The following is a 25,961-nucleotide window of genomic DNA, read 5'->3' on the forward strand; positions in this document are numbered from 1 at the left end:
CATACTCAAACAATGATTCGGTGCGTGAGCTAAGTGTGAAGAAACTAAAACGTTATCAATATGAACGTTACGCCGTTTTATGCAATCTGGCGTACTCTAGAGTCCTCAAACAGACACGATATGGTTTTGCACCTAACGGACAACGCGTTATTGCCAATCGATTTGGAAAACCCATGATGCGCGTGCTCTGGTCCAACGACAGTGAAGAAGTCATTGTGGTTATCAAAGGTTCCCACAATCCTTGGGACTGGATACTCAACCTTGCGTTGTGGAAACGAAGGTGCAAGCAACTTAATCTCAACTACGCCATTCATGCGGGCTACCACTACCTGATATTTCAAGAGAGTCTCCCACTGCATAAGAATGACAAGCTTGGTGCTAGCGTCTATGAGCAACTTTCTTCTGTCCTAGTCCCGCTCATTGAGCAGGGAAAACGTCTAACCTTTACCGGTCATTCTTCGGGAGGAGCGATAGGATGTGTGCTTGCGGATGCGTTTGAAAAACAATTTCCAAAATCCATCAAGCGCGTCGTCACCTTTGGTCAACCATCTATTGGTGGATACGGATTTAAAAGTCACTATAAGCTCAGTCATAAAACGTATCGTATTTGCTGCGATCTCGATATTGTGACTTTTCTCCCTCCTTTACCTTTGTTTTACTGGCATGTCGGCAAGGTGCTTTGGCTCTATAATGGTCGTATTTATGAGAACACACCGACTTTGATGCGACTGGGCCGATCAATCGGATCCTGGCTAATTCGCCCGTTTTCATACCACTTAATGACCAAATATATTCGTAACAAAGATTTCTTTGACGAAAGATAGGACGGATAGCTCCTTACTTTGCAAGATATTAAAGTCTGGGAGATTGCATTAGGTGTTTGCGTTGTTAGAAGCAATTTATCTCACATAAGTAGAATGAAATAGTTTGTGCCTCCTCTCTGGTGCCAAGTACAACTGAGTGCTTTTATTGGCATTGCTACGCGCTTATTTAAGCCCATTATTTGATATTTTTATCATTTTTAAACATCCTCATATGTCTTTCAAACTATTAATAACATCTAAAACACCAATCCATTACAACATTATTCGCCAATATTAATGAGTCAATCCATTTATTGTTCTAGATCATCAGAAGTTTAACTAGCACTCGTGCTACAGCATAGTTTTATGTACATTCCTTGTCATAGTTTGAAACAGTTTTTATATAATTTTCATATCTTAAGGTGATATCTATGCTGGAGCTCTTCATTGGGTTAGTCGTCACTGTGGCGGTCGGCTATTTCATTGTTAAAGGTTACAAACCTGCGGGTGTACTTTTAACAGCAGGTGTTTTACTACTTATTCTTACAGGCCTCATTGGCCACACGGTTCTACCATCAAAAATAACCTCGACTGGCAATATGTTTACAGATGCCCTGGAGTACGTGAAATACATGCTCCAATATCGTGGTGGCGGTTTGGGTATGCAAATCATGTTGCTTTGTGGTTTTGCGTCTTACATGACACATATCGGTGCTAATAACGTCGTTGTTAAACAATTTTCTAAGCCTCTTTCTGTCATCAAATCACCTTACGTTCTGCTGGTTGCGGCTTATATCGTTGCGTGTCTCATGTCACTAGCAGTAAGTTCTGCCACTGGTTTGGGCGTTCTGTTGATGGCAACTCTATTCCCTATGATGGCGGCAATGGGTATCTCACGCCCAGCAGCAGTAGCGGTGTGTGCGTCACCAGCCGCGATCATTCTTTCCCCAACTTCGGGCGATGTAGTTATTGCTGCAGAAAAGTCAGGATTGGATTTGGATGTGTTTGCCGTTCAAACCGTTCTACCAGTGTCTATTTGCGCCATTATCGTCATGGCGGCAGCAGCTTTCTTTTGGAACAAATATCTGGATAAGAAAGATAACTCACCAATGGAACGCGTTGACGTTTCTGAAATCGAAGTTAATTCCCCGGCGTATTACGCTGTATTGCCGTTCCTACCTATCATCGGCGTTTTTCTGTTCAATGGACGCACCATTCCAGGCCTAAAACTGGACATCTATACCATTGTTGTTTTGTCGATTTTCATTGGTGCACTTGTCGACTTTGTCACTAAACGATTCAAAGGCAAGGAGACGCTAGAGGACTTAGAGTCTTGCTATCAGGGTATGGCAGATGCATTTAAGGGCGTGGTAATGCTGTTAGTTGCGGCTGGTGTATTCGCCCAAGGTCTGATGTCTATTGGAGCAATTGATAACCTACTTCATCTTGCTGAAACAGCGGGGGCTGGTGGTATTGCGCTCATGCTTATACTGACTGGTTTAACCGTTGCGGCAGCGATCGCGACCGGTTCGGGTAACGCGCCTTTCTATGCGTTTGTAGAGCTGGCACCTGCTCTAGCGGCAAAAATGGGGTTAAACCCGGCCTTTTTGATCATTCCGATGCTTCAGGCTTCAAACTTGGGCCGCACTGTTTCACCAGTGTCTGGTGTGGTAGTTGCGACATCAGGTATGGGTAAGATCAGCCCATTTGAAGTGGTAAAACGTACGTCAGTACCCGTTCTATGTGGCTTAATCACGGTTATTTTAGGAACGTTAGTCTTAGTTCCAATGTCAGCATAACCTAGACAAAAATAGTAAGGGCGCTCGTTGAGCGCCTTTTTTGATACTTTCTAAAACCAATTATTTTATTTCGCCGTAACGCTCAAGATACAAAACAGTTGCAGCGGTACGCGATGGAACCTTAAGTTTTTTTAGCAAGCTCTTCATGTGAACCTTCACTGTAGACTCTGAGATGAACAAGCTATCCGCGATTTGTTTGTTCCGATAGCCCTTCGCGACCTCTCTCAAAATCTGCATTTCGCGATCGGTAAGGTCGTCAAACACATCACTTATGTTTTCTCTTTCAGCCAAGTATTTAGCGACTTCTTTGCTATACGCTTTGTTACCTTGTAACGATGATTTCAACAGCTCGACCAACTCATCAGGCTCAGTGTCCTTGAGCAGGTAACCATCCGCGCCCGCCTTGACGATAGCTTCAATATCACCAGGGCTATCAGAGACTGTCAGGATAACAATGGTAGCGTCACACTCGTCAGCGCGCAGAGCATTGAGAGTATCTAGCCCGGACATGCCTTTCATATTGAGATCCAGTAAGATTAAGTCAGGCTTATGTTCGTGGTTTTGTGCGACTGCATCCGTACCATTGCTGGATTCAGCGACTACAGTGAACTCATCTTCAAAGCTTAATAGCTGATTAATACCTCTTCTCATTAGTGGATGGTCATCCACCAGCAATACTCTACACTCTGTCAATGTTATGTTCCTTAATCTTTGGATATTCTAATAAAATTTCACAGCCAGAATGTAAAGCAGTTATCACTTGTAACTGGCCATTCAGACGCGAAGCTCGCTCCTGCATAATGTTCAAACCATAGTGGTTTACTTTTTCAACACCCTTGTCAAAACCCACACCATTATCTTTCACTGACACGGTAACGGCGGTGTCGCTCTCGCAGCATCTAATTTCTATCGTTGAAGCTTGCGCATGCTTAATTGCATTGATGGTTGCTTCACGGATTAATTGCAACAAGTGCACTTGTTGGTTTGCATCTAATTCAATTGATGACAGTTCGTTAATCAGGACGATATTTGATTCCGTTTGTTCTCCCAGTTGCTCTGTCATCTCTTGCAAAGCGTTGCCGAAGCTACCCTCTCTAATTGTCAGCCGGAACGTCGTCAACAGCTCTCTGAGCTGAGTGTACGCGGAAGAAAGCCCAGTATCGAGTTCCAACAAGATCGGCTGAGTTTTTTCCAGTTGTTCAGACGCTGGCAATTTGCTCATACCACGCTTTAACAGAGAAACCTGAATTTTTAGATACGATAGTGCTTGAGCCAGTGAATCATGCAGTTCACGCGCTATCGTTGCCCTTTCTTCCATCAGCAATAATTGTTCAGCTTGTCTCTGGGCTTGATTATAGTAAATAGCGCGAGAAATTATCTGGACAAAGTTATCAATCAACGCAGGATCAGGACACGGAAGAACGACCTTCCAATACAAGGTGCCAAGCTCTTGGCCATCAAGGGATAATGTTTTCCGTTGGCAGTCTGAATCACAGTCTGAACATTCCTCACCTTCAGTGAGAGTCAGGGTTTTCTCACCTTTTTCTCTTATCTCTAATCTGACTGCCTTTATACCTTCAAGACTAGCAAGGTGCTGGAGTATCGCTTCAAAGTTTTCTTGGGTGATCCTTGATGCGGTTAACTCCTGAGAAGAGTTATAAAGAACCTGAAGGGAATCATTAGCATGTTGAAGTTTCTGGGTTTTCTCATTGACTGCGTGCTCAAGACCACGGTAAAGCTTACCGAGATCCGCAGCCATATTATTAAAAGTACGGGTCAGAATACCCATTTCGTTATCGCTGGAGACATTGAGAGATACATCAAATGAGCGAGACTGTATCTGCTCGCTTGCCGTCACCAGGGCATTAAGAGGCTTAACGATTTGCTTACGGATGTAATGAACGACAAAAATGCTGACAATCAGTATCCCACCTAAGCCCATACCGCCAGCCCAAGCCAGCTTAATCAACTTTTGTTCAGAGAAGCTTTGCAGTTTAAACACAAAGGCGTCTATTTGATTAACAAAACCTGCTACAAGAATGAGATAGCGTTCTCTGTCATGACTGCCGAGTACTTCCTTGAGTTCATGCCATCGGATAATCAAACGGTAGTAGTCGTGCGTTATGTCTTCAGGAACTGTCCAGCTTTGAAGCGCTTTCATGGAAGGTGAGTAGATCGAGCGCTCAAACATCTCTATATGCTCCGCATAGTCGACTGACATGATCTGAATGTCGTGCGCTAGCCGGTAGCTTTGCATGCGCATCGAACCTGCAACGTTCACCGCTTCCGCGTCATTTAAACTCGACGCTAAGGTAATGATCGCAAAGCTAGTTGTTGCTATCGATAACGACAAAATGAGCACCATCGCTTTCGCAATCGTACTCGTCACCGATTTCTTCACACTTTTAAACACTCACTCTCCTGCACACGCCTTTTGGCGCCATATCACTATTTATAGTTTTATATATTGACGAAGACAATATCTGATCAAATGTTCCGGAATTTATTGATCTAAAACAAGAAGCACCTCTATTTAACCCCTAAGGGGTATTTATACAAATATGTCAAAAACTACAATTTGTGTGAGGTTAAATGACAAATTATTAATAAGAAATGTGAGCTATGGTTAGTTTAGGTTTCATCAACTTTAGGTAGCGTAGTGGTCGACCTTTCAAAAAGACGTTTTTTCTCAAGAAAGAAGCTGGAAGATAACGAACTGTATCTGCCTTGGCTATCGCAGCCTGCTTTTTTCACTGACCAGTGCACTAGATGTGGCAAGTGCGTAGACGCTTGCGAAACTCAAATCATAGTCAAAGGGGATGGCGGTTTTCCTCAAGTCGATTTTTCTGTCGATGAATGCACCTTTTGTTATCAATGTGCAGACGCTTGTCCTGAACCCTTGTTTAACCCAAAAACTGAGCAACCTTGGGGAGCGAAAGCTACTATTAACGAGGGCTGTTTAGCAAAACAAAACGTTGATTGCCGTACTTGTGGCGACATGTGCGAGCCCATGGCAATCACATTCAAATTAGAAGTTGGCAAAGTAGCACAACCCATTTTAAACCTTGATGAGTGTAACGGCTGTGGCGCATGTGTTTCTGTGTGCCCTACTTCATCCATCAATGTGAGCAATTTTTAATAAGAACGGAAGATATCTATGTCACTTAACGAAGTGCATATTTCTAGCTTAGTGGTACACGTGTCACCTGAGCACCTGACTGAGATTAAGTCTCAGATTGAAGCATTCAGTAATGCCGAGATCTACGGTGATAGTCCGGAAGGCAAAATTGTCGTGGTTCTAGAAACAGAAAACCAGGGATTCATTACTGACACTATCGAAGCTATTAATAACTTACCGAACGTTTTGAGCACAGTACTGGTTTATCACCAAATCGAGACTGAGCTGGAAGAAGACGAATCAAAAAATAAAAACACTGGAACTCAATATTCCCAAACCGAGGGTGAAGTATGAAGATGACAAGACGTGCGTTTGTGAAAGCAAACGCAGCAGCATCAGCAGCAGCGGTCGCAGGTATCACTCTACCAGCTTCTGCTACCAACCTGATTGCTAGCTCAGACCAAACAAAAATCACATGGGACAAAGCACCTTGTCGTTTCTGTGGTACTGGCTGTTCCGTTCTTGTAGGTACACAAAACGGCAAAGTGGTAGCCACTCAAGGTGACCCAGAAGCGCCTGTTAACAAAGGCCTTAACTGTATCAAGGGTTACTTCCTATCGAAGATCATGTACGGACAAGACCGTCTGACTCAGCCGTTACTTCGTATGAAAGATGGTAAGTTCCATAAAGACGGTGACTTCGCTCCGGTTTCGTGGGATGTAGCATTCGATGTCATGGCCGAAAAATGGAAAGAAGCACTGAAAAAACAAGGCCCTTCTGGTGTTGGCATGTTCGGTTCCGGTCAGTGGACTGTAATGGAAGGCTACGCTGCCGCTAAGATGATGAAAGCTGGTTTCCGTTCAAACAATATCGATCCAAACGCACGTCACTGTATGGCTTCTGCTGTTGGTGCGTTTATGCGTACATTTGGTATTGATGAGCCTATGGGCTGTTACGATGACTTCGAGAACGCTGACTCTTTCGTTCTTTGGGGTTCAAACATGGCAGAAATGCACCCTGTTTTATGGACTCGTATCACTGACCGTCGTCTAAGCCACCCACATGTTAAAGTGAATGTACTGTCTACGTACTATCACCGTTCTTTTGAGCTAGCAGACAAAGGTTACATTTTCGAACCACAATCTGATCTGGCTATTGCTAACTTTATCGCAAACTACATCATTGAAACTGATGCGGTTAACTGGGATTTTGTTAACAAGCACACCAATTTCAAACAGGCTGCGACCGACATTGGCTACGGTCTTCGTGATGATGATCCACTGCAGATGGCAGCTGCTAATCCGAACTCAGGCAAAATGTCTTCAATTTCATTTGAAGAGTACAAAAAGTCTGTAGCGCCGTATACGGTAGAAAAAGCTTCTGAAATGTCAGGTGTTTCTGAAGAGAAACTGATTGAGTTAGCGAAACAGTATGCGGATCCAGACACTAAAGTAATGTCTTTGTGGACTATGGGTATGAACCAACATACTCGTGGTGTCTGGATGAACAGTCTGATTTACAATATTCACCTTCTAACCGGTAAAATCGCAACACCAGGTAATAGCCCGTTCTCTCTAACAGGCCAACCTTCAGCGTGTGGTACAGCTCGTGAAGTGGGTACTTTTGCACACCGTCTACCTGCAGACATGGTGGTTGCAAATCCTAAGCACCGTAAGATTGCAGAAGGTATCTGGAACATTCCAGATGGCGTAATTCCCCCTAAACCGGGCTATCACGCAGTTGTTCAAGACCGCATGCTTCGCGACGGCAAACTTAATGCTTACTGGGTAATGTGTAACAACAACATGCAAGCAGGCCCGAACATCAACGGTGAGCGTTTACCGGGCTACCGTAACCCAGAAAACTTCATCGTTTGCTCTGACCCATACCCAACAGCAACAGCACAAGCAGCAGACCTTGTTCTTCCAACAGCAATGTGGATTGAAAAAGAAGGTGCTTATGGTAACGCAGAGCGTCGTACACAAGCTTGGTACCAGCAAGTGGATACCGTCGGCGAAGCGAAGTCTGACCTTTGGCAGGTGATGGAATTCTCAAAACGCTTCAAGATGGAAGAAGTGTGGACGGAAGAGCAACTAGCAAAAGCACCGCAGTACCGTGGAAAAACCATGTACGACATGCTGTTTGCTAACGGCGTAATCAATAAATTCCCTATTGAAGAAGCTCGTGAGTTGAACGACGATGCTCACCACTTCGGCTATTACGTACAAAAAGGCCTATTCGAAGAGTATGCCGCCTTTGGTCGAGGACACGGACACGATTTAGCACCGTATGATGTTTATCACCAAGTTCGCGGTTTACGCTGGCCTGTTGTTGATGGCAAAGAGACACTTTGGCGCTACAAAGAAGGTTCAGATCCTTATGCGAAAGCAGGAAGTGGCTGGGACTTCTATGGTAAACCCGATGGTAAAGCACTGATTATCTCTGCTCCATACGAAGCGCCACCAGAAGTGCCAGATTCAGAGTTCGATCTCTGGCTATGTACGGGCCGTGTACTTGAGCACTGGCACACAGGAACGATGACACGCCGCGTTCCAGAGCTTTACAAAGCTGTTCCTGATGCCGTGTGCTACATGCACCCTGAAGATGCAAAAGCTCGCGGAGTACGTCGAGGCGAAGAGGTGCTTATCGCCAACAAACGCGGTGAAGTACGTGTTCGTGTTGAAACACGTGGTCGTAACCGCCCACCTAAAGGCTTGGTATTTGTACCATTCTTTGATGCACGCATCCTGATCAACAAATTGATCCTTGACGCGACGGACCCTCTGTCTAAACAGACCGACTTCAAGAAGTGTCCTGTCAAGATCACCAAAGTTGCATAAACCAGAAAGCGTCGGTCGCTCTTACGGGCGACCGCAGATAAGAATTTAGCCATAAGGCGGAGAATGTAAGATGAAAAAATTACTTATTGCACTGTTATCTGTTGGTGCTTTAGTCAGCGGTTTTGCAGTAGCTGAACTTGAAAACCCAGGTGGTATTGGTGGTCTTGAATCACTACGCGGTGTTAGTGAACTAGAAGCAACTCGCCCTGCTGATGATTTCAAGAAATACCCTCGCGAACAGGCGCTTGATAGCAGCTATGTTTATCAACCACCTTTGATTCCTCATAACATTCGTGGTTACGAAGTCTCATTGAACGCAAATAAATGTCTTTCATGCCACAGCTGGAAGAATGCCAAAGAGATGGGTGCAACGAAGATTAGTGTAACTCACTACGTAAACCGTGAAGATGCAGTTCTGGCGGATATGTCTCCTCGTCGTTACTTCTGTCTTCAATGTCATGTTCCTCAAGCAAATGCTCAGCCTTTAATTGAGAACGACTTCAAGAGTGTTGAATCACTTAAGTAAGTACTACGTGAGTAAGTAAGAGGCTATCTATGAAATTATTGAAAGCGTTTTGGAAGAGACTAGCATCCCCAAGTAAAACAGCCGTTGGTGTCGTTTTATTTATGGGCTTTGCTGGTGGCCTTCTGTTTTGGGGCGCATTTAACACGGGTATGGAAGCAACCAACACAGAGGAATTTTGTTCTGGTTGTCATGCCCCTATTGTCGCAGAAATTCAAGAAACGATTCACTACTCTAACCGCTCTGGTGTGCGTGCTATTTGTTCAGACTGTCACGTTCCACATGAGTGGACAGACAAGATCGTTCGTAAAGTACAGGCATCTAAAGAGCTGTTTGCACATTACGTGCTGAGAACTATTGATACTCCAGAAAAATTCAAAGAACGCCGAGCTCACTTGGCCGAACGGGAATGGGCTCGATTCAAAAAGAATGACTCTTTAGAGTGTCGAAACTGCCACGAGTTCGAATATATGGATTTTTCAGAACAAGGCGCACGTAGTGCTAAACAACACTCAACAGCTCTGGCTTCAGGTGAAAAAACTTGTGTAGACTGTCATAAAGGCATTGCTCACAAACTTCCTGACATGCATGGCGTTGAAGGCTGGCAATAGGAGCACTAATACATGAGTACTTTAGAATCAGTTATCTGGCATATCTTGGGCTACGGCGCGATGCCTTTTATTATCTTGTCTGGCTTTGCCGTTGTCGCCGCAATCTCTGTCTGGCTACTCTCGCTGGGCAAAGATAAAGAGGTGGATTAACCTCATCCGCATTGTCAATTTTGCCTATTTTGTATAATGCGTAAAAAAGCCACCGCTTGCGGTGGCTTTCTTCTTTGTAACGATAAGTTATGCGTCTGGATACCCTTGAGGATTATTGGACTGCCAACGCCACGTATCAGTTGTCATTTCTTCCAATGTACGATCCGCTTTCCACTCCAAATCACGCATTGCTTTGGAAGGGTCTGCCCAACATTCAGCGATATCACCAGGACGACGTTCGACGATTTGATAAGGCACCTGCTTACCAGATGCCAACTCAAAGGCTTTAACCATATCTAGGACACTGTAACCGTTACCAGTGCCTAAGTTGTAGACATGCAAACCCTCTTTCTGACCGACTTTCTTTAGCGCCGCTACGTGGCCATCTGCAAGATCCATCACGTGAATGTAATCACGAACTCCCGTCCCGTCTTTAGTTGGGTAATCATCACCAAACACAGACAAACATTCACGTCGACCAACCGCTACCTGAGAAACAAAAGGCATTAGGTTATTTGGGATACCCTGAGGATCTTCACCTAAATGACCTGATGGATGTGAGCCTACTGGGTTGAAATATCGAAGTAACGTAACGCTCCAGTCTGGGTTCGCTTTCTGAAAATCCGTCAGGCACTCTTCCACCATTAACTTACTACGACCATATGGGTTCGTCGCGCTGGTAGGGAAATCTTCAGTAATTGGCACACTTGCAGGGTCACCATAAACAGTAGCGGAAGATGAAAAGACTATAGACTTGACGCCAACTTCACGCATAGCATCGACAAGTACCAACGTACCATTAACGTTGTTATCGTAATATTCGAGCGGCTTCTCTACTGACTCACCTACAGCTTTCAAACCAGCAAAATGGATAACAGCGTTGATCTGATGCGCTTTCATTACCGCTACAAGCGCCTGCTTGTCACGAATATCCCCTTCGATGAAGGATAGCGCCACACCTGTGACTTGTTCTACTCTTTTGAGAACACTCTTTTTACTATTGTATAGGTTGTCGAAAATTACAGGTGTCATCCCTGCTTCGATCATTTGTATACATGTATGGCTGCCTATGTAGCCCATACCGCCTGTAACCAGTACGTTCATATCCCTAACCTTCTGATAAATTTGGTGCAAATACTAACGAATCTTCATGTTAAAACATAGCTTATTAATGAGAATCAAACCGCTAATTCCGCCCCTAGACGCCTTAAGCGAACCATAAGAACAAGATGCTTACAATAAAAGCAATAAATAGGCTTAGCGTTGGCAAAATAATGAAATAGATCATTGATTGTTTGTTATTTTTATAACATGTTGACTCAATAGATGAATGTTGGAATGGATTCAATGACAAAGCGTTCTATTACACTGAATTGCGATATGGGTGAAAGCTTTGGCTCCTGGCGTATGGGCAACGATGAAGCGGTCATGCCTTGGGTAGACATGGCAAACATTGCTTGCGGTTTTCACGCGTCCGACCCTCAGATTATGTCCAATACGATTAAACTGGCAATTGAGCATGACACACAAATTGGAGCCCATCCGAGTTACCCGGATCTGCAAGGTTTTGGTCGACGTTCCATTCCGATGGCTACAGAAGAAATCACCAACATGCTTATCTACCAGGTAGGCGCGCTTAAATCTTTAGCAGAAAGCCATAACGCGCAAATTGGCTACGTTAAGCCTCATGGTGCTCTATACAATGACATGATGCGAGATATCTCAATATTTGATGCGGTTGCTGATGCTGTATCGTGTTTTGATGTACCGCTAATGATGCTGGCCATTAATGATAGCGAAAAACATTTGGATATTGCTGACAAGTATGAACTTCCTGTTCTATTCGAAGCATTTGCCGATCGCGCCTATCTATCGAACGGTTCACTGTCTCCGCGCTCAATGCCTGGTGCCGTATTGCATAAAGAAGAAGATATACTCGATCAAATCAAACAGATTGTGCACTACGGAAAAGTGAGAACCATTGACGGCTTTTTAATCCCTATTGAAGCTGACACGATTTGTGTTCATGGCGACAACGAGCACGCGATTAAAATGATTCAGAAAATACGAAACGTCCTTTAGCGTAAGGAGATCATGAGTGAATATCGAAACATCTGTAGATCCCGTTGCTGAATGTTCAATACTCATCCATTTTGAGGCAGAACCAAGCCACAAGTTATCTCTCTTGATTGGAGAGATAAGCCAGTATCTGAGTAATCAACTTGGGGCCATGATAATGAACGTGACCCCTTCGTTTGATTCAATCCTGATTGACTACCTTCCTCATCGAGTCTCAATATTCGAATTTGTGCCTTATTTGGAAAAACTGGTAACAGAAGCCATTAAAGCGCTTCCTGATGATACTGACTCACAACACATCGAACTGCCCGTCTATTATCATGACGATGTCGGCCCAGATTTAGCTTATTACTACGATCAAGGGCTAAAGCTCGACGATGTGATTGAACTGCATTGCGCTCAGGAATACACGGTAGGAGCCATTGGTTTTGCACCAGGCTTTGCGTTTTTAACTTCGGTAAATGAGTCACTGCGCTTACCTAGAAAGTCTTCACCAAGAGTTAAGTTGCCAAAAGGCAGTGTCGGTATCGCCAATTCCAATACAGCTATCTACCCCGCAGAGTCTCCCGGTGGCTGGAATATTATTGGTAACTGTCCAGTAAATCTCTACACACCAGACAGCTCGCCAATATTGCCCTTCTCTATTGGCACCAAAGTTCGTTTTAAACCAATTTCCGGTGATGAGTTTCTTCGTTTAGGCGGACGTATCGCCAAGGGGTGGCAGTGATGAATAGCAATGCAATTACTGTAATTAAACCCGGCCAGCAAACGCTCATCCAAGATTTTGGGCGATTCGGATTGGCTCACTTTGGTATTACACAAGGTGGCCCTGTCGATGACTATGCCTATAGCTGGGCGAATCACCTTTTAGGCAATACCACTAATTGTCCTTCCTTAGAGATTACTCTTGGTCAGGCCGAATTTCTCATTCACTCAAAATGCGAAATGGCCATCACTGGTGGAGACCTTAATGCCCGCCTTGACGGTGTAGCGATTGAAAATTGGTCTACGTTTGTTGCACGCCAGGGGCAAACTCTGACCTTTTCTTTGCCAAAGAACGGGTTAAGGAGTTATCTCGCCGTAAAAGGCGGTTTTAAGGTTAAAACTCAACTGGGTAGCTGCGCCACCGTCACTAGAGATCAACTCGGGGGCACTCAGTCAGGCCAGCCAGTACAAGCAGGTGAAGTCATTGGTTTCGAGCCTCATGAGGTGAGGGAAAAATCACTGCAAATGACTTTCCGTTATAAGCCAGACTACGACTTACCGCTTGAGCTACGCGTTATTGAAGGCTATCAAGTGGTTGATTTTTCACAAGATGCAATAAACTCCCTCTACAAACAGGAATTTACTGTCAGTCAGTTGGTAGACCGGATGGGCTATCGACTATGTGATGCGAAAATCAGCCCGCCTAACAAAGAATATCTCAGCGAAGGCATTGCGCTTGGCGCAATTCAGATCCCGCCTAATGGGGAACCCATCATTCTACTTAATGACAGACAAACGATTGGTGGCTACCCCAAGATTGGTTGCGTTGCGCGCATTGACCTGCCCAGACTCGCTCAAGCCAAGCCAGGACAGAAAGTTCGCTTTGTCAGAGGTGATCTATTGGGGTTGCAAGATGTTTGGTGCCAATGGGCAAGATTCTTTGGCTACTAACCGATAATAATGAAAAAGCTCCCAATTTCGGGAGCTTTTTCATTATTGACCATAAACATTGGCAAGTTCTGGCGGATAATCTCGCATTTTTGCCAATTCCTCCGCTTTGGATTCAATCACTTTCGGATCCAATGCCATACTCACAGGATGCATAGACTCAATAGATGCCCCTTGGTAATCAAATAACGCCCATTCTTCAACTAGCTTGGTGGCGGCTTCTAGAGCGGAAGAACCTTTAACTACTTCGATCCTTGCATAGTGTTGTCCTTCGAAGGTGACATCCGCAGCTCGAAGGGTCTCATCTGATCCAGGAATCTGCTGAGCTCCAAATAAGGGCGTACCAAATTCATGAGCGGTCTTGTAGTCCGGTACGAAATTAGCCATGTGTTCAATAGCGCGTCTCGTGCGCTCCAATATCACAGGTTCATCCCAACCTTGTTGAATTTTTCTTCTTAACCTAAGAGGAAGCGTTGGCTGAGAAGATTGCTCACCGGAAGCAACCAAACCGTCATCAAATAAGGTGATGTCTTTCGTCATACCATGTAATTGGAATACACCATTAGGGTACGGCGTTAACTGCGCCATGCCCTTTGGCGTACCTCTCGGGCCATGGAAAATTACTTCTGGCCAGAGTTCGTTACATTCGTCCCAACGAGTGACATAAGCTGCTTTGAACTCAACCAATCGATTTCTCGGTTTTTGTGCTAAATCGTCAATGTTTCCTGTTTCGTATCCACAAGCATTGATCAAGTAGTCGACATCCAAAACGGATTGTTGCCCTTGTGCATTCATACACTCTACACGCCAGCCTATCTCAGTATTGTCAAGACCGATAACCTGTGTTTCTGTTAACAGCTCACAATTGTTGATTGACTCAAGCGCTAACGTCGCGGATGCAGCAATACGAAATACGCTCCAACCATGTTCCTGAACGGCCACAACCGGAAACTTCAAAGATTCCAAGTCCGCTGATTTCGCGAAAGGGATCATCCAGTCGTCAACATGTCTGGGGTGTTCAGGTTGAGTACGGCTGGCAAGCTCTTCCAATTCGTCTCTGCCATAGAACTTGTAATAGTCACAAGGTTTTCCCAACACTTCATTCGCTGGATCCGAATCTACCAACTCCTGATAGCATCGTTGTATCGTAATTAATCGTTCATATAACTCTTCAGGGCTACCACCATCACTGTAAGGGACAGCAATGACGGTCGGACGGCGATTAATGGTATGTGGATAAAGGCGAACAGATTCGATGGACTGTTTTAACAGCTCGATGCACTGAGAGGTCGAGATCTCCCTGTACAAATTTCCACCAGCATGTAAATGACAAATTGGTGGGCCACTGATTAAAGTTTTGCCTTTTTCAAGCAACACAACATTTATACCGATTTCTGCCAAGTGCAAGGCTGCGGTCGAACCCGCGATGCCTCCACCGATTACAGCGACAGTAGGCGTATCAACTTTAGTATTATCAGACTGCATTTATGTTGCTAATTTATTCATTCTCAGCACATTTTACTGAGTTTGTGCGCCCAAGAAAATCACATTTTTTGAAGGGGATAAATGTGACAATTTCAAGTAAAAAAAATGAAAAAAAACTCTTGACTCATATCTTGTGAAAAGAAGAAAAATTGCCACTGTGAATAACAAAAATCCTCTAAACATTATGCTTATTGGCTTCGGAGGAAATAAGGAGTTATCTACAGGCTAAGTTATCCCAAACTTTATCCACTGTTTTTGTGGATAACTGGATAACTTAGCCACTGGTGAGTTAGTTAAACTCTTTATTTATAGGGACTAGCAGCCGTTTTATCAGACTGTTCACAACCAGCGCAAGTGTGCAAAAAGTCACCAAAGGAAGTGCAAACCAGAGTGAAAAATGAAGGTTGGGAGAAAGATCAAATCCAAATGACATAATGCCCCCTACAACAGCTTCTGCGCCAATTGTAGCTATCAACCCAGCTACAAGCGCCATTAATCCATATTCGGCCCAAATGGTTCGGGTTACTCTCTTTTTACTTGCACCCAATGTGCGGTAGAGCTGAATTTCAGATTGTCGCTGGCCCAAACTCAGGCGTAACAAAGTGAATATCAACAACACACCGGCAATCACGCCTAATGCGGCAAGTACCGTAATCGACCAGACAATTTGCGTGAGCAGTTCCTGAATTTTTGCACCCATACTGCGTATATCCATCAAACTAACCGTAGGATGACTTCTGGATAGTTCATTCAACACTCCATTGTGCTGGTCTTCTACCCTAAAGCTCACTAAGTATGTCGCAGGGATGCTTTCTAAAACATCAGGTGTGAAGATGAAATAAAAGTTCGGCTTCATATCACGCCATTCAACATGGCGAATGCTATTTACTTTCGCAGTAACAACCTGGCTGTTGATCACGAACTTAAGCTCATCTCCCAGCTTGAGATTAAAGTCTTCAGCGACATCCGATTCAACAGATACACCATTACTCTCAGACCATTCTCCTTGTAGAATAGTGTTATGTTCCGGGTTTTCTGTACCGAAGGTAAAGTTAATCTCTCGTCTCAATACGTCACTGCCCTCTTCTCCTTGGGCCTGTTCTTTCGCATCAATGCCATTAATTTCAGTCAAACGTCCACGAATAATTGGGTAGTCTCTTGAGCGCTCAATCTTATGCTCATCTAACACACTCAAATAAGCGTCTTTTTCATATGGAGCGATATTCAGAGCAAACGCGTTTGGTGCATTTTCAGGAATCGTTTTTTGCCAATCAGACAACAAGTCGGTGCGAACCAGCCACATAACGGCCAACAACATTAACGACAGCGCCAGAGCGCCGAATTGGATGCCTGTAGCAAGCGACGAGCGGTTAATTCGACTTAGTGCAAGTTTGAATGACGTCGACAACGGAAGACGACCCAACATTCTGGTGACAATTAAGCTCACGACTGCAAGCGCAGCAAATAAAGCAATCATGCCCCCTAGAACGATCCAAACCAGCGTGTTTTCTCGATAAACAAACAGCATTGGCACAATTGGCACCAATATCAGCCAGCTTGTTTTACGCCCCTTTTCGGTTGTTGCTTGGGGTTGCATAACATCTACTGCACTGACATTCAAAAGACTTAGCAGAGGAATACCCAATGCAGGGACAGCGATTAGAATACTGGTGATAATTGATAGAAATGCAGGTTGCAACCCATAACTTGGTAGAGGGTTGGGTAGCAAATCCACAAGCGGTATACGAAGCAGGTATTCTAACGCGATACCAATTATGAGTCCGATGACAGATGCACTGGTTAGTAAGATCACTACCTGCATACCTAGCCAACGACTGATCCATCGCTTACTTGCGCCTAGGCTTTTAAGCATTGAGATCGTTTTCCGACGTGTCGCCACATAATGCTGGCAGGTCAAAACTAGAGTAGTTGCTGCCATGATGACAACAATCGCCACCGTCAAGGAAAGGTATTGTTCAGTGCGCTGAAACACTTCGTTGGTTCGACTAGCACTATTTTGGTCACGCCATCGGTCACTAGGAGTGAGTTCAATTGACTGTTTGACCTGCTCAATGTCGGATTCTTCACCATTAATAAATAGGCTAAAACGGACTCGACTTCCTAGCTGAACTGCACCGGTCTTGTCTAAATCAGAATTATGGATAAATGCTGAAGGCATCTGCTGGAAAGGATTAAAACTTAAACCGGGCTCTTCAATAATACGTCCAGTAACAGTAAAGTCAGCGTCACCAACGGTGACGCTGTCACCAATAGTAACATCCAATTGAGAGAAAAGTCGTTCATCAAGCCATAGCTCCCCAGGCTTAACGGCGCTGAAATCTTGTTGGTCATCTGACAGCACCATCTCACCACGCAACGGATAAGCACTGTCGACGGATTTAACCGTAATCAGTTTCATACTCTGATCGCTAAACGCCATGGTTGCAAAGCGAGTTTGAGTTGAAGTTACGAGCCCTGCGTCATTGGTAGCTTTGTAGAGCGTATCGGGAATTGGATTAGCTGTCGCAAAAACCGTGTCAGCCGTCAACGCCTCCTTTCCCTGCTTAACGACAACCTGCTCCATTCGTTCTGCGAGGGCCGTTAGCGCAAAAATACAGGCGATGATCAAAGTCAAAGCAATGGAAACTGGCCAGAGCTGACCATGTCTAATTTCACTAAGACTCCAAGAAAAGAGTCGTCGATTTAGGGTTGGAGAATTGGTCGTTCCCATTACGATTCCTCCAGATGTCCCGCCTGAATATGAACACGACGATCACACAGTTCCGCGAGCTTCATATCATGCGTGACCAACACTAAAGTCGTCCCGTGCTGTTTATTAAGTTCGAAAAGCAGTTCTACCACTTTGGCGGCTGTTTGCTGATCTAAATTACCGGTTGGTTCGTCGGCGAACAGTACTTTAGGCTGAACCATAAATGCACGGGCAAGAGCCACGCGCTGCTGCTCACCACCAGACAATTGTGATGGCGAATGATGAATTCGATGTTCTAAACCAACCGATGCTAACAAGGCTTTAGCACGCTCAACATCTTCGTTTTCACCTTTCAATAAGCAAGGTAAGGTCACGTTTTCTAATGCACTGAGGCTTGGGATCAACAAAAAGCTCTGAAATACAAAACCAACGGATTCGCTTCGAATAGCTGCGCGCTCTTCATCACTCAATGTATTCAGCGTTTTACCCAGTAAATGCACGTCACCCGAGCTTGGGGTATCGAGACCCGCTAACAAGGTCATTAACGTCGATTTACCCGCTCCGGAAGTACCCACGATGGCGATACTCTCGCCTTCCTTGATGTCAAGATTTACATTTTCCAGGATTGTTAATTGTTCCTGATTAGTAGAGACTACTTTGGATAGTGATTCAGCTTTAATTACGGATGCATGCATGTTTCGATTACTTTCCTTTGTATTTGTTCTTTTCTTCGTTAACCCAGCAAGTGCGACCAAGCTCTTGATTTTAGGTGATAGCCTAAGTGCAGGCTATCAGATGTCAATTGAAAAAGCATGGCCTACATTATTACCTGATGTAATGTCCAAGAAAGGTAAAAACCTGACTGTCATTAACGGTAGTATTTCGGGTGACACAACAGGTAACGGCTTAGCACGTTTACCTGAATTGTTAAAAAAGCATCAACCTGATTCGGTACTGATTGAGTTAGGTGCAAACGATGGTTTACGAGGTTTCCCACCCAACCTGATTCAGAGCAACCTGACTCAACTGATCAGTATGGTACGTGACGCTGGGTCAGAGCCATTATTGATGCAGATACACGTGCTACCTAACTACGGGAAACGCTACACTCAGGCATTTTCTGCACTTTACCCAGAAACAGCAAAGCAGCTTAACGTCCCGTTACTGCCATTTTTCCTCGAAGGTGTCATTACCAAACCTGAGTGGATGATGGACGATGGCCTCCATCCAAAAGCAAGCGCTCAACCTTGGATAGCAGAATTCGTTGCCAGTGAGCTAATTAATCACCTCTAATTGGTCTAGCTCAATAAACTTTACCTAGCTTTACGTTAATGTTGCGAAACTCCGTATTGAAAAGGATGTTTCCATGATCATTGAACCAGTCATCGACGGCGTGATTGCTCGCTCTGCCCACCCATTAGGATGCGAGCAATCTGTTCTCCAACAAATTGAATACGCAAGCCAGGCCAAGCCGATCAAAAACGGCCCTAAACGCGTACTCATAATCGGTGGTTCGTCGGGCCTCGGCCTCGCGTCACGTATTGCGTTGACGTTCGGAGGCGCAGAGGCAGATACCATTTCGGTTTCATTTGAACGCGAGCCATCTGAGAAGTCGGTGGGTTCTGCAGGCTATTTCAATAACGCCTTTTTCAAAAAGCACGCACAAAAAGAAGGCCGTTTAGCAATCAATATTCAAGGTGACGCTTTTTCACCACAAACAAAATCGGAAGTTGTAGAAGCCATTGAAACTTATTTTGAAGGCGAAGTGGATTTAGTTATTTATAGTGTTGCAAGCGGCATGAGGCTTAAACCCGATTGCCAAGATGTCTGGCGCTCGACAATTAAACCTATCGGTCAAAGCGTTTCAGGTGCGTCCATTTCCCTCGAACACGACCAATGGATTGAAACAACACTTACATCTGCTACAGAAGAAGAAGCAGAGTCCACACGAAAAGTGATGGGAGGCGAAGACTGGGAGATGTGGATAGACACTCTCATTAACTCCGAATCGATCGCTCAAGGATGCAAAACCATTGCCTTCTCATATATAGGCCCAAAAGCAACCCACCCTATCTATCTTGATGGCACACTTGGACGAGCCAAAATAGACTTGCATCAGACGAGCCACTCTTTAAACCTCAAAATGGCAAACTTCAGCGGGGGTGCTTATGCGACAGTGTGTAAAGCGCTAGTCACCAAAGCGAGCGTCTTTATTCCGGGATTAACACCTTACATTCTAGCTTTGTATCAAGTAATGAAACGAAAAGGCACCCATGAAGGCTGCGTCGAGCAAATGCAGCGTTTGTTCAATGACAAACTCTACAATCACAATTCGGTACCTCTAGATAGTGAACGTTTGATCCGAATGGATGACTGGGAGCTTAATCCTGATACCCAGCAACAAGTTATCGACATTCTTGACCTTATGAATGCTGAAAACTTTAAAGAGTTAGGTGACTATTCAGGCTTTAAATCAGAGTTTTTAAAACTTAACGGATTCGGATTCAGCGAAATTGATTATACCAAACCCGTTGATTTGAGTGAGTTTTAACAACTAGCCGTATGCTCTTGAAGAGAGTCTTAATTTTGAAACACTAGTACAACAAGCGCCCTGCCTTACTGACAGGGCGCTTTTTTAAACGTAGCATCTGCCTTTCTTAATAATAAGAACGAAGGTTGTCTCCCAAGCATGCCCCTTCTCCTGCTTCCGACTAAATAGCGACTATTATTAACATAAGGGCTAGGATTGCCCGGTTAGAAGGCGAAGCTGCCAGGGATAAAAAATGTATGTCAAAAATAAATACTTCGAATTTGGTCATTCCAGACGAAATGACCAGTGGTTGGCAAAATATTGTCGACCTGCTTGCTGAGATTGTGTCGGTGCCTGCTGCATTAGTTATGCGTATTTACCCTAAACATATCGAAGTGTACTCATCAAACAACAACGGGCAACACCCTTATCGCGTCGGTGACTCAGAAACCTTGGGACAAGGGTTGTATTGTGAAACCGTGGTTAATAAGCAGAGCCAACTCATTGTTCCGAACGCCGAAATTGATCCTCAATGGCAAGATAATCCAGATATTAAATTTGGTATGCTGGCTTATTGTGGCGTTCCGATCAACTGGCCGAATGGAGATACGTTCGGCACAATCTGTGTGCTTGATAACAAGGAAAATCATTTTTCCGAAACTTATCAACAGTTGATTGAGAGCTTTCGAGACTCCATAGAATCACAGCTAAAAACTCTATATCAAAATGAAAAGCTCAAACACCTCAACTTAGAGCTCAAATCCAGAGTCCACACTCGCACGCAGGATCTTGTCGATCTCAACTATTCTTTGAACCAAGAAATAGACAAACGACGTGCCGCTGAACAAAAGATACGTTATCAGCAGAGACACGATTTGGGCACTGGATTTTTAAATCGCTCCGCCCTTGAACACGAAGCGGAACACTTCATTAAAGATGTAGGTGTCAGTCCTTCGCTACAAGCCGCGGCCATTCATATCGGCTTTACAAATGGCCGAAGGATTCAGTCGAAATATGGCTACAGCTCGTGGGAGACTGTTTTAGTCCAATATAGTAAAAGGCTGGGCGATTTAAGTCAGTATCAACTTCTGACCGCTCGTCCCACTTCCACCGACCTAGTGCTTCTACTTGAGTCGTCTCAACTCGAAAGCGACTTAAACTCGATCAGCCACCAATTGGTTGAGGTGAGTCAATCTGAGTTTGATATTGACGGCGACAAACTTCATCTCAATGCGTACATCGGTATCAGCACTACAAACGATACACTCTGCCCCAAAAGCTTACTTAAATACGCTTCTGAAGCGATGCAATCATGCAAAGACTCGGGGCATAAGTTTAGCTATTACTCGCAAGCCATCGCCGACATACAGAAACATATCAATCAGATGGAAAGCTATTTACTTCAAGCGGTTCGTAACGATGACTTGTTGCTCTACTTCCAACCTAAAGTGTCACCAACTACGCATAAATGGACAGGCGCTGAGGCACTTTTGCGTTGGCGCCATCCTATCCTCGGCGATATCTCTAATGAAACGCTCATTCATATGGCTGAACAGAATGGGCTCATTTTTGAAGTTGGTAGCTTTGTTTTGCGTGCAGCCATTCAAAAAGCAGCCGAATGGGCCGAGTATGTTGACGATTTTAAAATCGCCGTGAACATATCGGCCATCCAGTTGAAAAACCCTCACTTTATCGAGCAGATTGAAGATTTGCTCAATGCGTATCAATTGCCAGCTAAATTTCTGGAACTGGAAGTAACTGAAAGTGGTTTGATTGCTGATGAAGTCACGGCTCGTAATACTCTGATTGCATTAAACAATCTTGGAGTGACATTGTCACTTGACGACTTCGGAACTGGTTATTCTTCGTTCAATTATCTGAAAAAATTTCCCTTTGATGCTATCAAAGTGGACAAAAGCTTTGTCCAACAACTGGATGAAAGTGAAGAAGACAAAGAGATTGTGCGCTCAATCATTCACGTTGCTAAGAAGCTAAATTTAATTGTAACTGTTGAAGGTATTGAAAGTGAAACACATGAAGACTTCATTATTAGTGAAGGCTGTGAATATGGTCAGGGCTACTTTTACGGTAAACCGATGCCATGCGATGAATTTGAAACCGGCCTGCTGAGACAAAACTACCCAGGGAATACAAACATTACCTATCAGTAGCTTAATCCTTTACTCTGTGGCGAGCGATTCTTATAATCCTCGCCTTTATTTTATCTCGCTTGTGAATGCCTTATGGATCAGTTAACCGCCACGCTCAAAAAAATCGAAAAACAAAACTATCGCGCTTATCAGCAGATAAAAGGTCAATATGACTTCGGCGATTACACCTTTTTCATCGACTATGTTCAGGCAGACCCTTATGCTTCAGCATCAAGAGTGAGAGCGGTTAGACCATGGTCACTAACCGGTTTACAGTGGCTACGCGAAACATCCGAAGCCTATCAAGTGGCTGCACGTGATTTCATTGCACGTAGTTTTGCTGAATTCGCCAAGCAAGAAAACAGCGTTAGTATTGCTCTCACTGGTCAGACGGTCATGGATAGCACGTCTGTCTTGTTCACAGACGAAGGTATCGAACTTCGATTCCGCGTTAATCTTCCAGCTGAAGGCCGCTCGGTATTAGGTAAAAAGACAAACAACATCCTGACCTTCCACTTACCTAAGTTTATCCGTCGTGCCACATTAGAGCGTGAACTGGATAAAGAAGCACTAGTGCACCACTGTCAAATCGTTGAAGACCAAGAATTCATTCGCAGTAAGTTAGATGAGTATAACTTGCTTGCGTTCGTTGGTAATGGTTCTGTTCTACCTCGAGTGGCTGGTAACTGTGATTTACCCATGAAAGACGCGGTCGCACTGACTGCACCAGAGTCTTTGCAGGTGACTATCGCCACACCAAACCAAGGCGAAATCACTGGTTTAGGCATCCGTAAAGGCATCACTTTGATTGTGGGTGGTGGATTCCACGGTAAGTCTACTCTTCTGAATGCCATAGAACGTTCCATTTACAACCATATTCCAGGTGATGGCCGCGAGCGCATTGTAACGAATCTAAATGCGATGAAGATTCGGGCAGAAGACGGCCGATGTGTACATAGCCTCAACCTTTCTAACTATATCAATCATCTTCCAATGCAACGTGATACCGAAGATTTCACAACGCAAGATGCATCAGGCTCCACCTCTCAGGCGGCTTGGCTACAGGAATCAATTGAGGCTGGCGTTCAAGGTATTCTGATTGACGAAGACACGTCCGCAACAAACTTCATGATCCGAGATGAGCGCATGCAGGCGCTGGTTAGTAAGGGCGACGAGCCGATCACGCCTTTAGTTGACCGCATTGGCCAGCTGCGTAACGAACTTGAAGTTTCAACGGTTATTGTCATGGGTGGTTCCGGCGATTATCTAGACGTGGCTGATACTGTTATTCAAATGCACGATTATCAAGCCGTCGATGTAACGGAAAAAGCACGACAAGTTGTAAAACAACACCCAACAGAACGAAACAACGAGTGTGAAAGCGAGCTCAGCACATTCCGACCAAGATCTTTGAATCGAGCTGCTCTACAAAAAATTCTCGCCGACGGAAAATTCCGCGTTTCAGCGAAGGGCGTCGACTCTTTACGATTTGGTAAAGAATTTACCGACCTGTCTGCGCTGGAACAGCTGGAGTCTAGCTCTGAAATCAACGCCATCGGTTGGTTGTGGTTTCAGCTAGCAAAATTGCCAGGCTGGTCGAACAACCCAGCGAAGGAAATACAGCAAATGCTTGATGGTGATTGGTCTAAGAACATGCCAAATCAGGGTGACTTGGCCAAACCACGCACCATAGATGCGATGGCAGCATTGAACCGAATGAGAAAATCGCAGTTCAAATCAGCAAATTAACCAAAAAGCGCCTTATTCAATAAGGCGCTTTTTTTCAATGTCTTAATACATGCCAAGCTTCACACAGTACGCGGAAGCGATCACTATTTCCGTTTTCTCTATCAGGGTGCCATTTCAGCGCCAGTTTACGCCAAGTCTTGCGGATTTCAGTTGGGCTCGCGTCGTGTGGGAGTTTAAACAACGACAACGCTTTCGCTCGATCCATGTCACCGCCGTTAGTACTGCCAACAAATTCACGATAACGAGTCCAGAACTCATTCAGCAGCCTCTTAACTTCCCCCTCTTCTGCTTCGTAATTGTGCCAATCGAGATAATAATCACGCAAAGGGTCTTCATGATCAACTTCATGTCCAAAGACTCTAGATTGAGGCATCAGCACGATATCCATCGCTTGCACCTGTAGCCAGTTGTCTGGGTACAAGGTTTCTTGCAATTGGTACAATGCATTCATAATAAGAAAATTACGCTTGAAGAGGTCTTTCTCGGGCGAACCGTCTAGCACTGGCAGTAGCTCTAGCTCGCTGAGATGGGAAGATAGTGTATGAACTTTCCATCCTGAAGGCTGTTTTCTGAGAACTTCCATAATAGGCCACAGCAAAGGATTCTCCATATACTGCTGGAACTGGGCCGCGACTTCCTGATGTTCGTTCATATCCACTCTACGACGGGTTTATTTTTAATGAAAATGCAAAATGGCCCATTTGTCGAGAGATTATCTCAGAATTGACGATCATCACCCAAAAAAAGAGCCAGCATTTGCTGGCTCTTTCTTAGAAATTCGTGGTTAGATAACACCTAGCTCACGTAGTCGCTCCATCAGGTAGCTGCCTGCTGTATGGCGCTCTGAAAGAACAACTTCTGGTTTCGGGTGCAGGAACAGTGGCAATGAAATGCGTGATGTTTCCTGACGTTCACCTGTAGGGTTGATAACACGGTGTGTTGTTGATGGGAAATAGCCACCAGATGCTTCTTGAAGCATGTCACCGATGTTGATGATCAAGTTACCAAAGTCACAAGGTACATCAATCCAGTTACCATCTTTACCTTTAACCTGAAGGCCTGGTTCGTTCGCTGCTGGAAGAACCGTTAGAAGGTTAATATCTTCATGCGCAGCTGCACGGATTGCACCTGGTTCCTCGTCACCTGTCATTGGTGGGTAATGAAGAATACGAAGTAGCGTTTTGTCACTACCATTGATCATTTCAGATAGAGCAACAGAGAATTTCTCCTGCACATCTTTTGGTGCATAAGCTTCAACCCAGCCTAATAGTTCTTGAGCGAACTTGTTGGCACGATCATAGTAATCCATGATCTGTTCTTTGAGCTCTTCTGGCATTTGACCCCAAGGATATACATGGAAATATTCTTTAATATCCTTAACTGTATGTCCTTTTGCAACTTCAGAAACTGAAGGTGGGAAGTAACCGTCTTGAGTTTCAACATTATAAGTGAACTCGTTCTTGCGCTCAGTCATAAAGAACTGATACCAGTTCTCATAGATAGACTCTACAAGCTCTTTAGGAATCGGGTGGTTTTTCAATACACCGAATCCAGTCTCACGCAGTGAGGTAACAAATTGCTGAGCAGCATCTTCAGCTAGATAATCGACAGTTTCCAGTTTCATGGCTTTACTTTGAGTAGTTATTTAGTAGTTGGAGCGGCAATTTTAAGTGTGACATATAGGTAAATCAAACTTTGATGAAATGAAACAGACAGTTTGAGCGTTAAATGTGCGATGTTTACGCGTTTCAACATAAATAG

The 25,961-nt window shown here is 44.5% G+C and carries 23 protein-coding genes; 15 read left to right on the forward strand and 8 right to left on the reverse strand.

From position 1 onward, the window contains the following. Positions 1-35 precede the first annotated feature (35 nt). Both VIC_RS15845 and dcuC read left to right on the forward strand, forming a co-directional pair. A complete protein-coding gene (locus VIC_RS15845; protein WP_031342936.1) occupies positions 36-824 on the forward strand; it encodes a lipase family protein in 789 nt (262 codons plus the stop codon). A 410-nt stretch (positions 825-1,234) separates the two neighbouring features. Then, positions 1,235-2,602 carry an anaerobic C4-dicarboxylate transporter DcuC gene (gene dcuC, locus VIC_RS15850; RefSeq protein ID WP_006961040.1) on the forward strand — a complete coding sequence of 456 codons (1,368 nt, stop codon included), beginning with the start codon at positions 1,235-1,237 and terminating at the stop codon, positions 2,600-2,602. Positions 2,603-2,662: 60 nt separating this feature from the next. On the opposite strand, the gene VIC_RS15855 is transcribed toward dcuC, so the two are convergent. Together VIC_RS15855 and narQ are read right to left on the reverse strand one after the other, a co-directional pair. After that, entirely contained in the window at positions 2,663-3,295 is a 633-nt protein-coding gene (locus VIC_RS15855) for a response regulator (protein ID WP_006961041.1), read from the reverse strand. Continuing rightward, positions 3,282-5,015, reverse strand: a complete 1,734-nt coding sequence (narQ, locus tag VIC_RS15860; protein ID WP_006961042.1) for a nitrate/nitrite two-component system sensor histidine kinase NarQ — start codon at positions 5,013-5,015, stop codon at positions 3,282-3,284. The genes VIC_RS15855 and narQ overlap by 14 nt, the downstream gene beginning before the upstream one ends. A 246-nt stretch (positions 5,016-5,261) precedes the next feature. On the opposite strand from narQ, the gene napF reads away from it, so the two are divergent. The 6 genes from napF (at position 5,262) to VIC_RS26340 (ending at position 9,844) form a co-directional block, all read left to right on the forward strand. Further along, a complete protein-coding gene (gene napF, locus VIC_RS15865) occupies positions 5,262-5,741 on the forward strand; it encodes a ferredoxin-type protein NapF (protein ID WP_006961043.1) in 480 nt (159 codons plus the stop codon). Positions 5,742-5,759: 18 nt separating this feature from the next. Continuing rightward, the gene (locus VIC_RS15870) at positions 5,760-6,074 is read left to right on the forward strand and encodes a chaperone NapD (RefSeq protein WP_006961044.1); all 315 of its coding nucleotides are present in this window, start codon (positions 5,760-5,762) and stop codon (positions 6,072-6,074) included. After that, entirely contained in the window at positions 6,071-8,560 is a 2,490-nt protein-coding gene (gene napA, locus VIC_RS15875; protein WP_006961045.1) for a periplasmic nitrate reductase subunit alpha, read from the forward strand. The genes VIC_RS15870 and napA overlap by 4 nt, the downstream gene beginning before the upstream one ends. A gap of 70 nt (positions 8,561-8,630) precedes the next feature. Next, positions 8,631-9,086: a nitrate reductase cytochrome c-type subunit gene (locus VIC_RS15880; RefSeq protein ID WP_006961046.1), complete on the forward strand. Its 456-nt coding sequence runs from the start codon at positions 8,631-8,633 to the stop codon at positions 9,084-9,086. A 29-nt stretch (positions 9,087-9,115) separates the two neighbouring features. Beyond that, positions 9,116-9,694, forward strand: coding sequence for a NapC/NirT family cytochrome c (locus VIC_RS15885; protein ID WP_006961047.1), 579 nt, complete (start codon positions 9,116-9,118; stop codon positions 9,692-9,694). Positions 9,695-9,706: 12 nt separating this feature from the next. Further along, positions 9,707-9,844 carry a TIGR02808 family protein gene (locus VIC_RS26340; protein WP_006961048.1) on the forward strand — a complete coding sequence of 46 codons (138 nt, stop codon included), beginning with the start codon at positions 9,707-9,709 and terminating at the stop codon, positions 9,842-9,844. Between the two features lie 87 nt (positions 9,845-9,931). On the opposite strand, the gene galE is transcribed toward VIC_RS26340, so the two are convergent. Continuing rightward, positions 9,932-10,948 (reverse strand): UDP-glucose 4-epimerase GalE, encoded by a 1,017-nt coding sequence (gene galE / locus VIC_RS15890; protein WP_006961049.1) that lies wholly within the window; start codon positions 10,946-10,948, stop codon positions 9,932-9,934. A gap of 243 nt (positions 10,949-11,191) precedes the next feature. Here galE and VIC_RS15895 point away from each other — a divergent pair, with 243 nt between their 5' ends. Genes VIC_RS15895 through VIC_RS15905 form a run of 3 tightly spaced genes read left to right on the forward strand, consistent with a single transcriptional unit; the run spans position 11,192 to position 13,579 of the window. Then, positions 11,192-11,926 (forward strand): 5-oxoprolinase subunit PxpA, encoded by a 735-nt coding sequence (locus VIC_RS15895; RefSeq protein ID WP_019276635.1) that lies wholly within the window; start codon positions 11,192-11,194, stop codon positions 11,924-11,926. Positions 11,927-11,942: 16 nt separating this feature from the next. Then, positions 11,943-12,650, forward strand: a complete 708-nt coding sequence (locus VIC_RS15900; protein WP_006961052.1) for a 5-oxoprolinase subunit B family protein — start codon at positions 11,943-11,945, stop codon at positions 12,648-12,650. After that, positions 12,650-13,579 carry a 5-oxoprolinase subunit C family protein gene (locus VIC_RS15905; protein ID WP_006961054.1) on the forward strand — a complete coding sequence of 310 codons (930 nt, stop codon included), beginning with the start codon at positions 12,650-12,652 and terminating at the stop codon, positions 13,577-13,579. The genes VIC_RS15900 and VIC_RS15905 overlap by 1 nt, the downstream gene beginning before the upstream one ends. A 42-nt stretch (positions 13,580-13,621) precedes the next feature. Here VIC_RS15905 and VIC_RS15910 read toward each other — a convergent pair whose 3' ends face one another. The 3 genes from VIC_RS15910 to VIC_RS15920 form a co-directional block, all read right to left on the reverse strand. After that, complete coding sequence (locus VIC_RS15910; protein WP_006961058.1) at positions 13,622-15,061, reverse strand: FAD-dependent oxidoreductase; 1,440 nt, start codon at positions 15,059-15,061, stop codon at positions 13,622-13,624. 289 nt (positions 15,062-15,350) lie between these two features. Continuing rightward, a complete protein-coding gene (locus VIC_RS15915) occupies positions 15,351-17,792 on the reverse strand; it encodes an ABC transporter permease (RefSeq protein WP_006961060.1) in 2,442 nt (813 codons plus the stop codon). Continuing rightward, entirely contained in the window at positions 17,792-18,466 is a 675-nt protein-coding gene (locus VIC_RS15920; protein WP_006961061.1) for an ABC transporter ATP-binding protein, read from the reverse strand. Before VIC_RS15920 ends, VIC_RS15915 begins: the two co-directional genes overlap by 1 nt. Here VIC_RS15920 and tesA point away from each other — a divergent pair. From tesA to VIC_RS15940, 4 genes are all read left to right on the forward strand, one after another. Beyond that, positions 18,465-19,064 (forward strand): multifunctional acyl-CoA thioesterase I/protease I/lysophospholipase L1, encoded by a 600-nt coding sequence (gene tesA / locus VIC_RS15925; protein WP_006961062.1) that lies wholly within the window; start codon positions 18,465-18,467, stop codon positions 19,062-19,064. The two genes, VIC_RS15920 and tesA, sit on opposite strands and share 2 nt — an antisense overlap. Before the next feature lie 73 nt (positions 19,065-19,137). After that, positions 19,138-20,322: an enoyl-ACP reductase FabV gene (gene fabV / locus VIC_RS15930; protein WP_006961063.1), complete on the forward strand. Its 1,185-nt coding sequence runs from the start codon at positions 19,138-19,140 to the stop codon at positions 20,320-20,322. 236 nt (positions 20,323-20,558) lie between these two features. Continuing rightward, positions 20,559-22,472: a sensor domain-containing phosphodiesterase gene (locus tag VIC_RS15935; protein WP_006961064.1), complete on the forward strand. Its 1,914-nt coding sequence runs from the start codon at positions 20,559-20,561 to the stop codon at positions 22,470-22,472. A 72-nt stretch (positions 22,473-22,544) separates the two neighbouring features. Continuing rightward, positions 22,545-24,200, forward strand: a complete 1,656-nt coding sequence (locus VIC_RS15940) for an ABC-ATPase domain-containing protein (RefSeq protein ID WP_006961065.1) — start codon at positions 22,545-22,547, stop codon at positions 24,198-24,200. A gap of 34 nt (positions 24,201-24,234) precedes the next feature. On the opposite strand, the gene VIC_RS15945 is transcribed toward VIC_RS15940, so the two are convergent. Beyond that, a complete protein-coding gene (locus VIC_RS15945) occupies positions 24,235-24,852 on the reverse strand; it encodes a DNA-J related domain-containing protein (protein ID WP_019276866.1) in 618 nt (205 codons plus the stop codon). Positions 24,853-24,984: 132 nt separating this feature from the next. Beyond that, a complete protein-coding gene (locus VIC_RS15950; RefSeq protein WP_006961067.1) occupies positions 24,985-25,824 on the reverse strand; it encodes an isopenicillin N synthase family dioxygenase in 840 nt (279 codons plus the stop codon). Positions 25,825-25,961: the final 137 nt, after the last annotated feature.

The organism is Vibrio coralliilyticus ATCC BAA-450, assembly GCF_000176135.1.
GTDB classification, from domain to species: Bacteria; Pseudomonadota; Gammaproteobacteria; order Enterobacterales; family Vibrionaceae; genus Vibrio; species Vibrio coralliilyticus.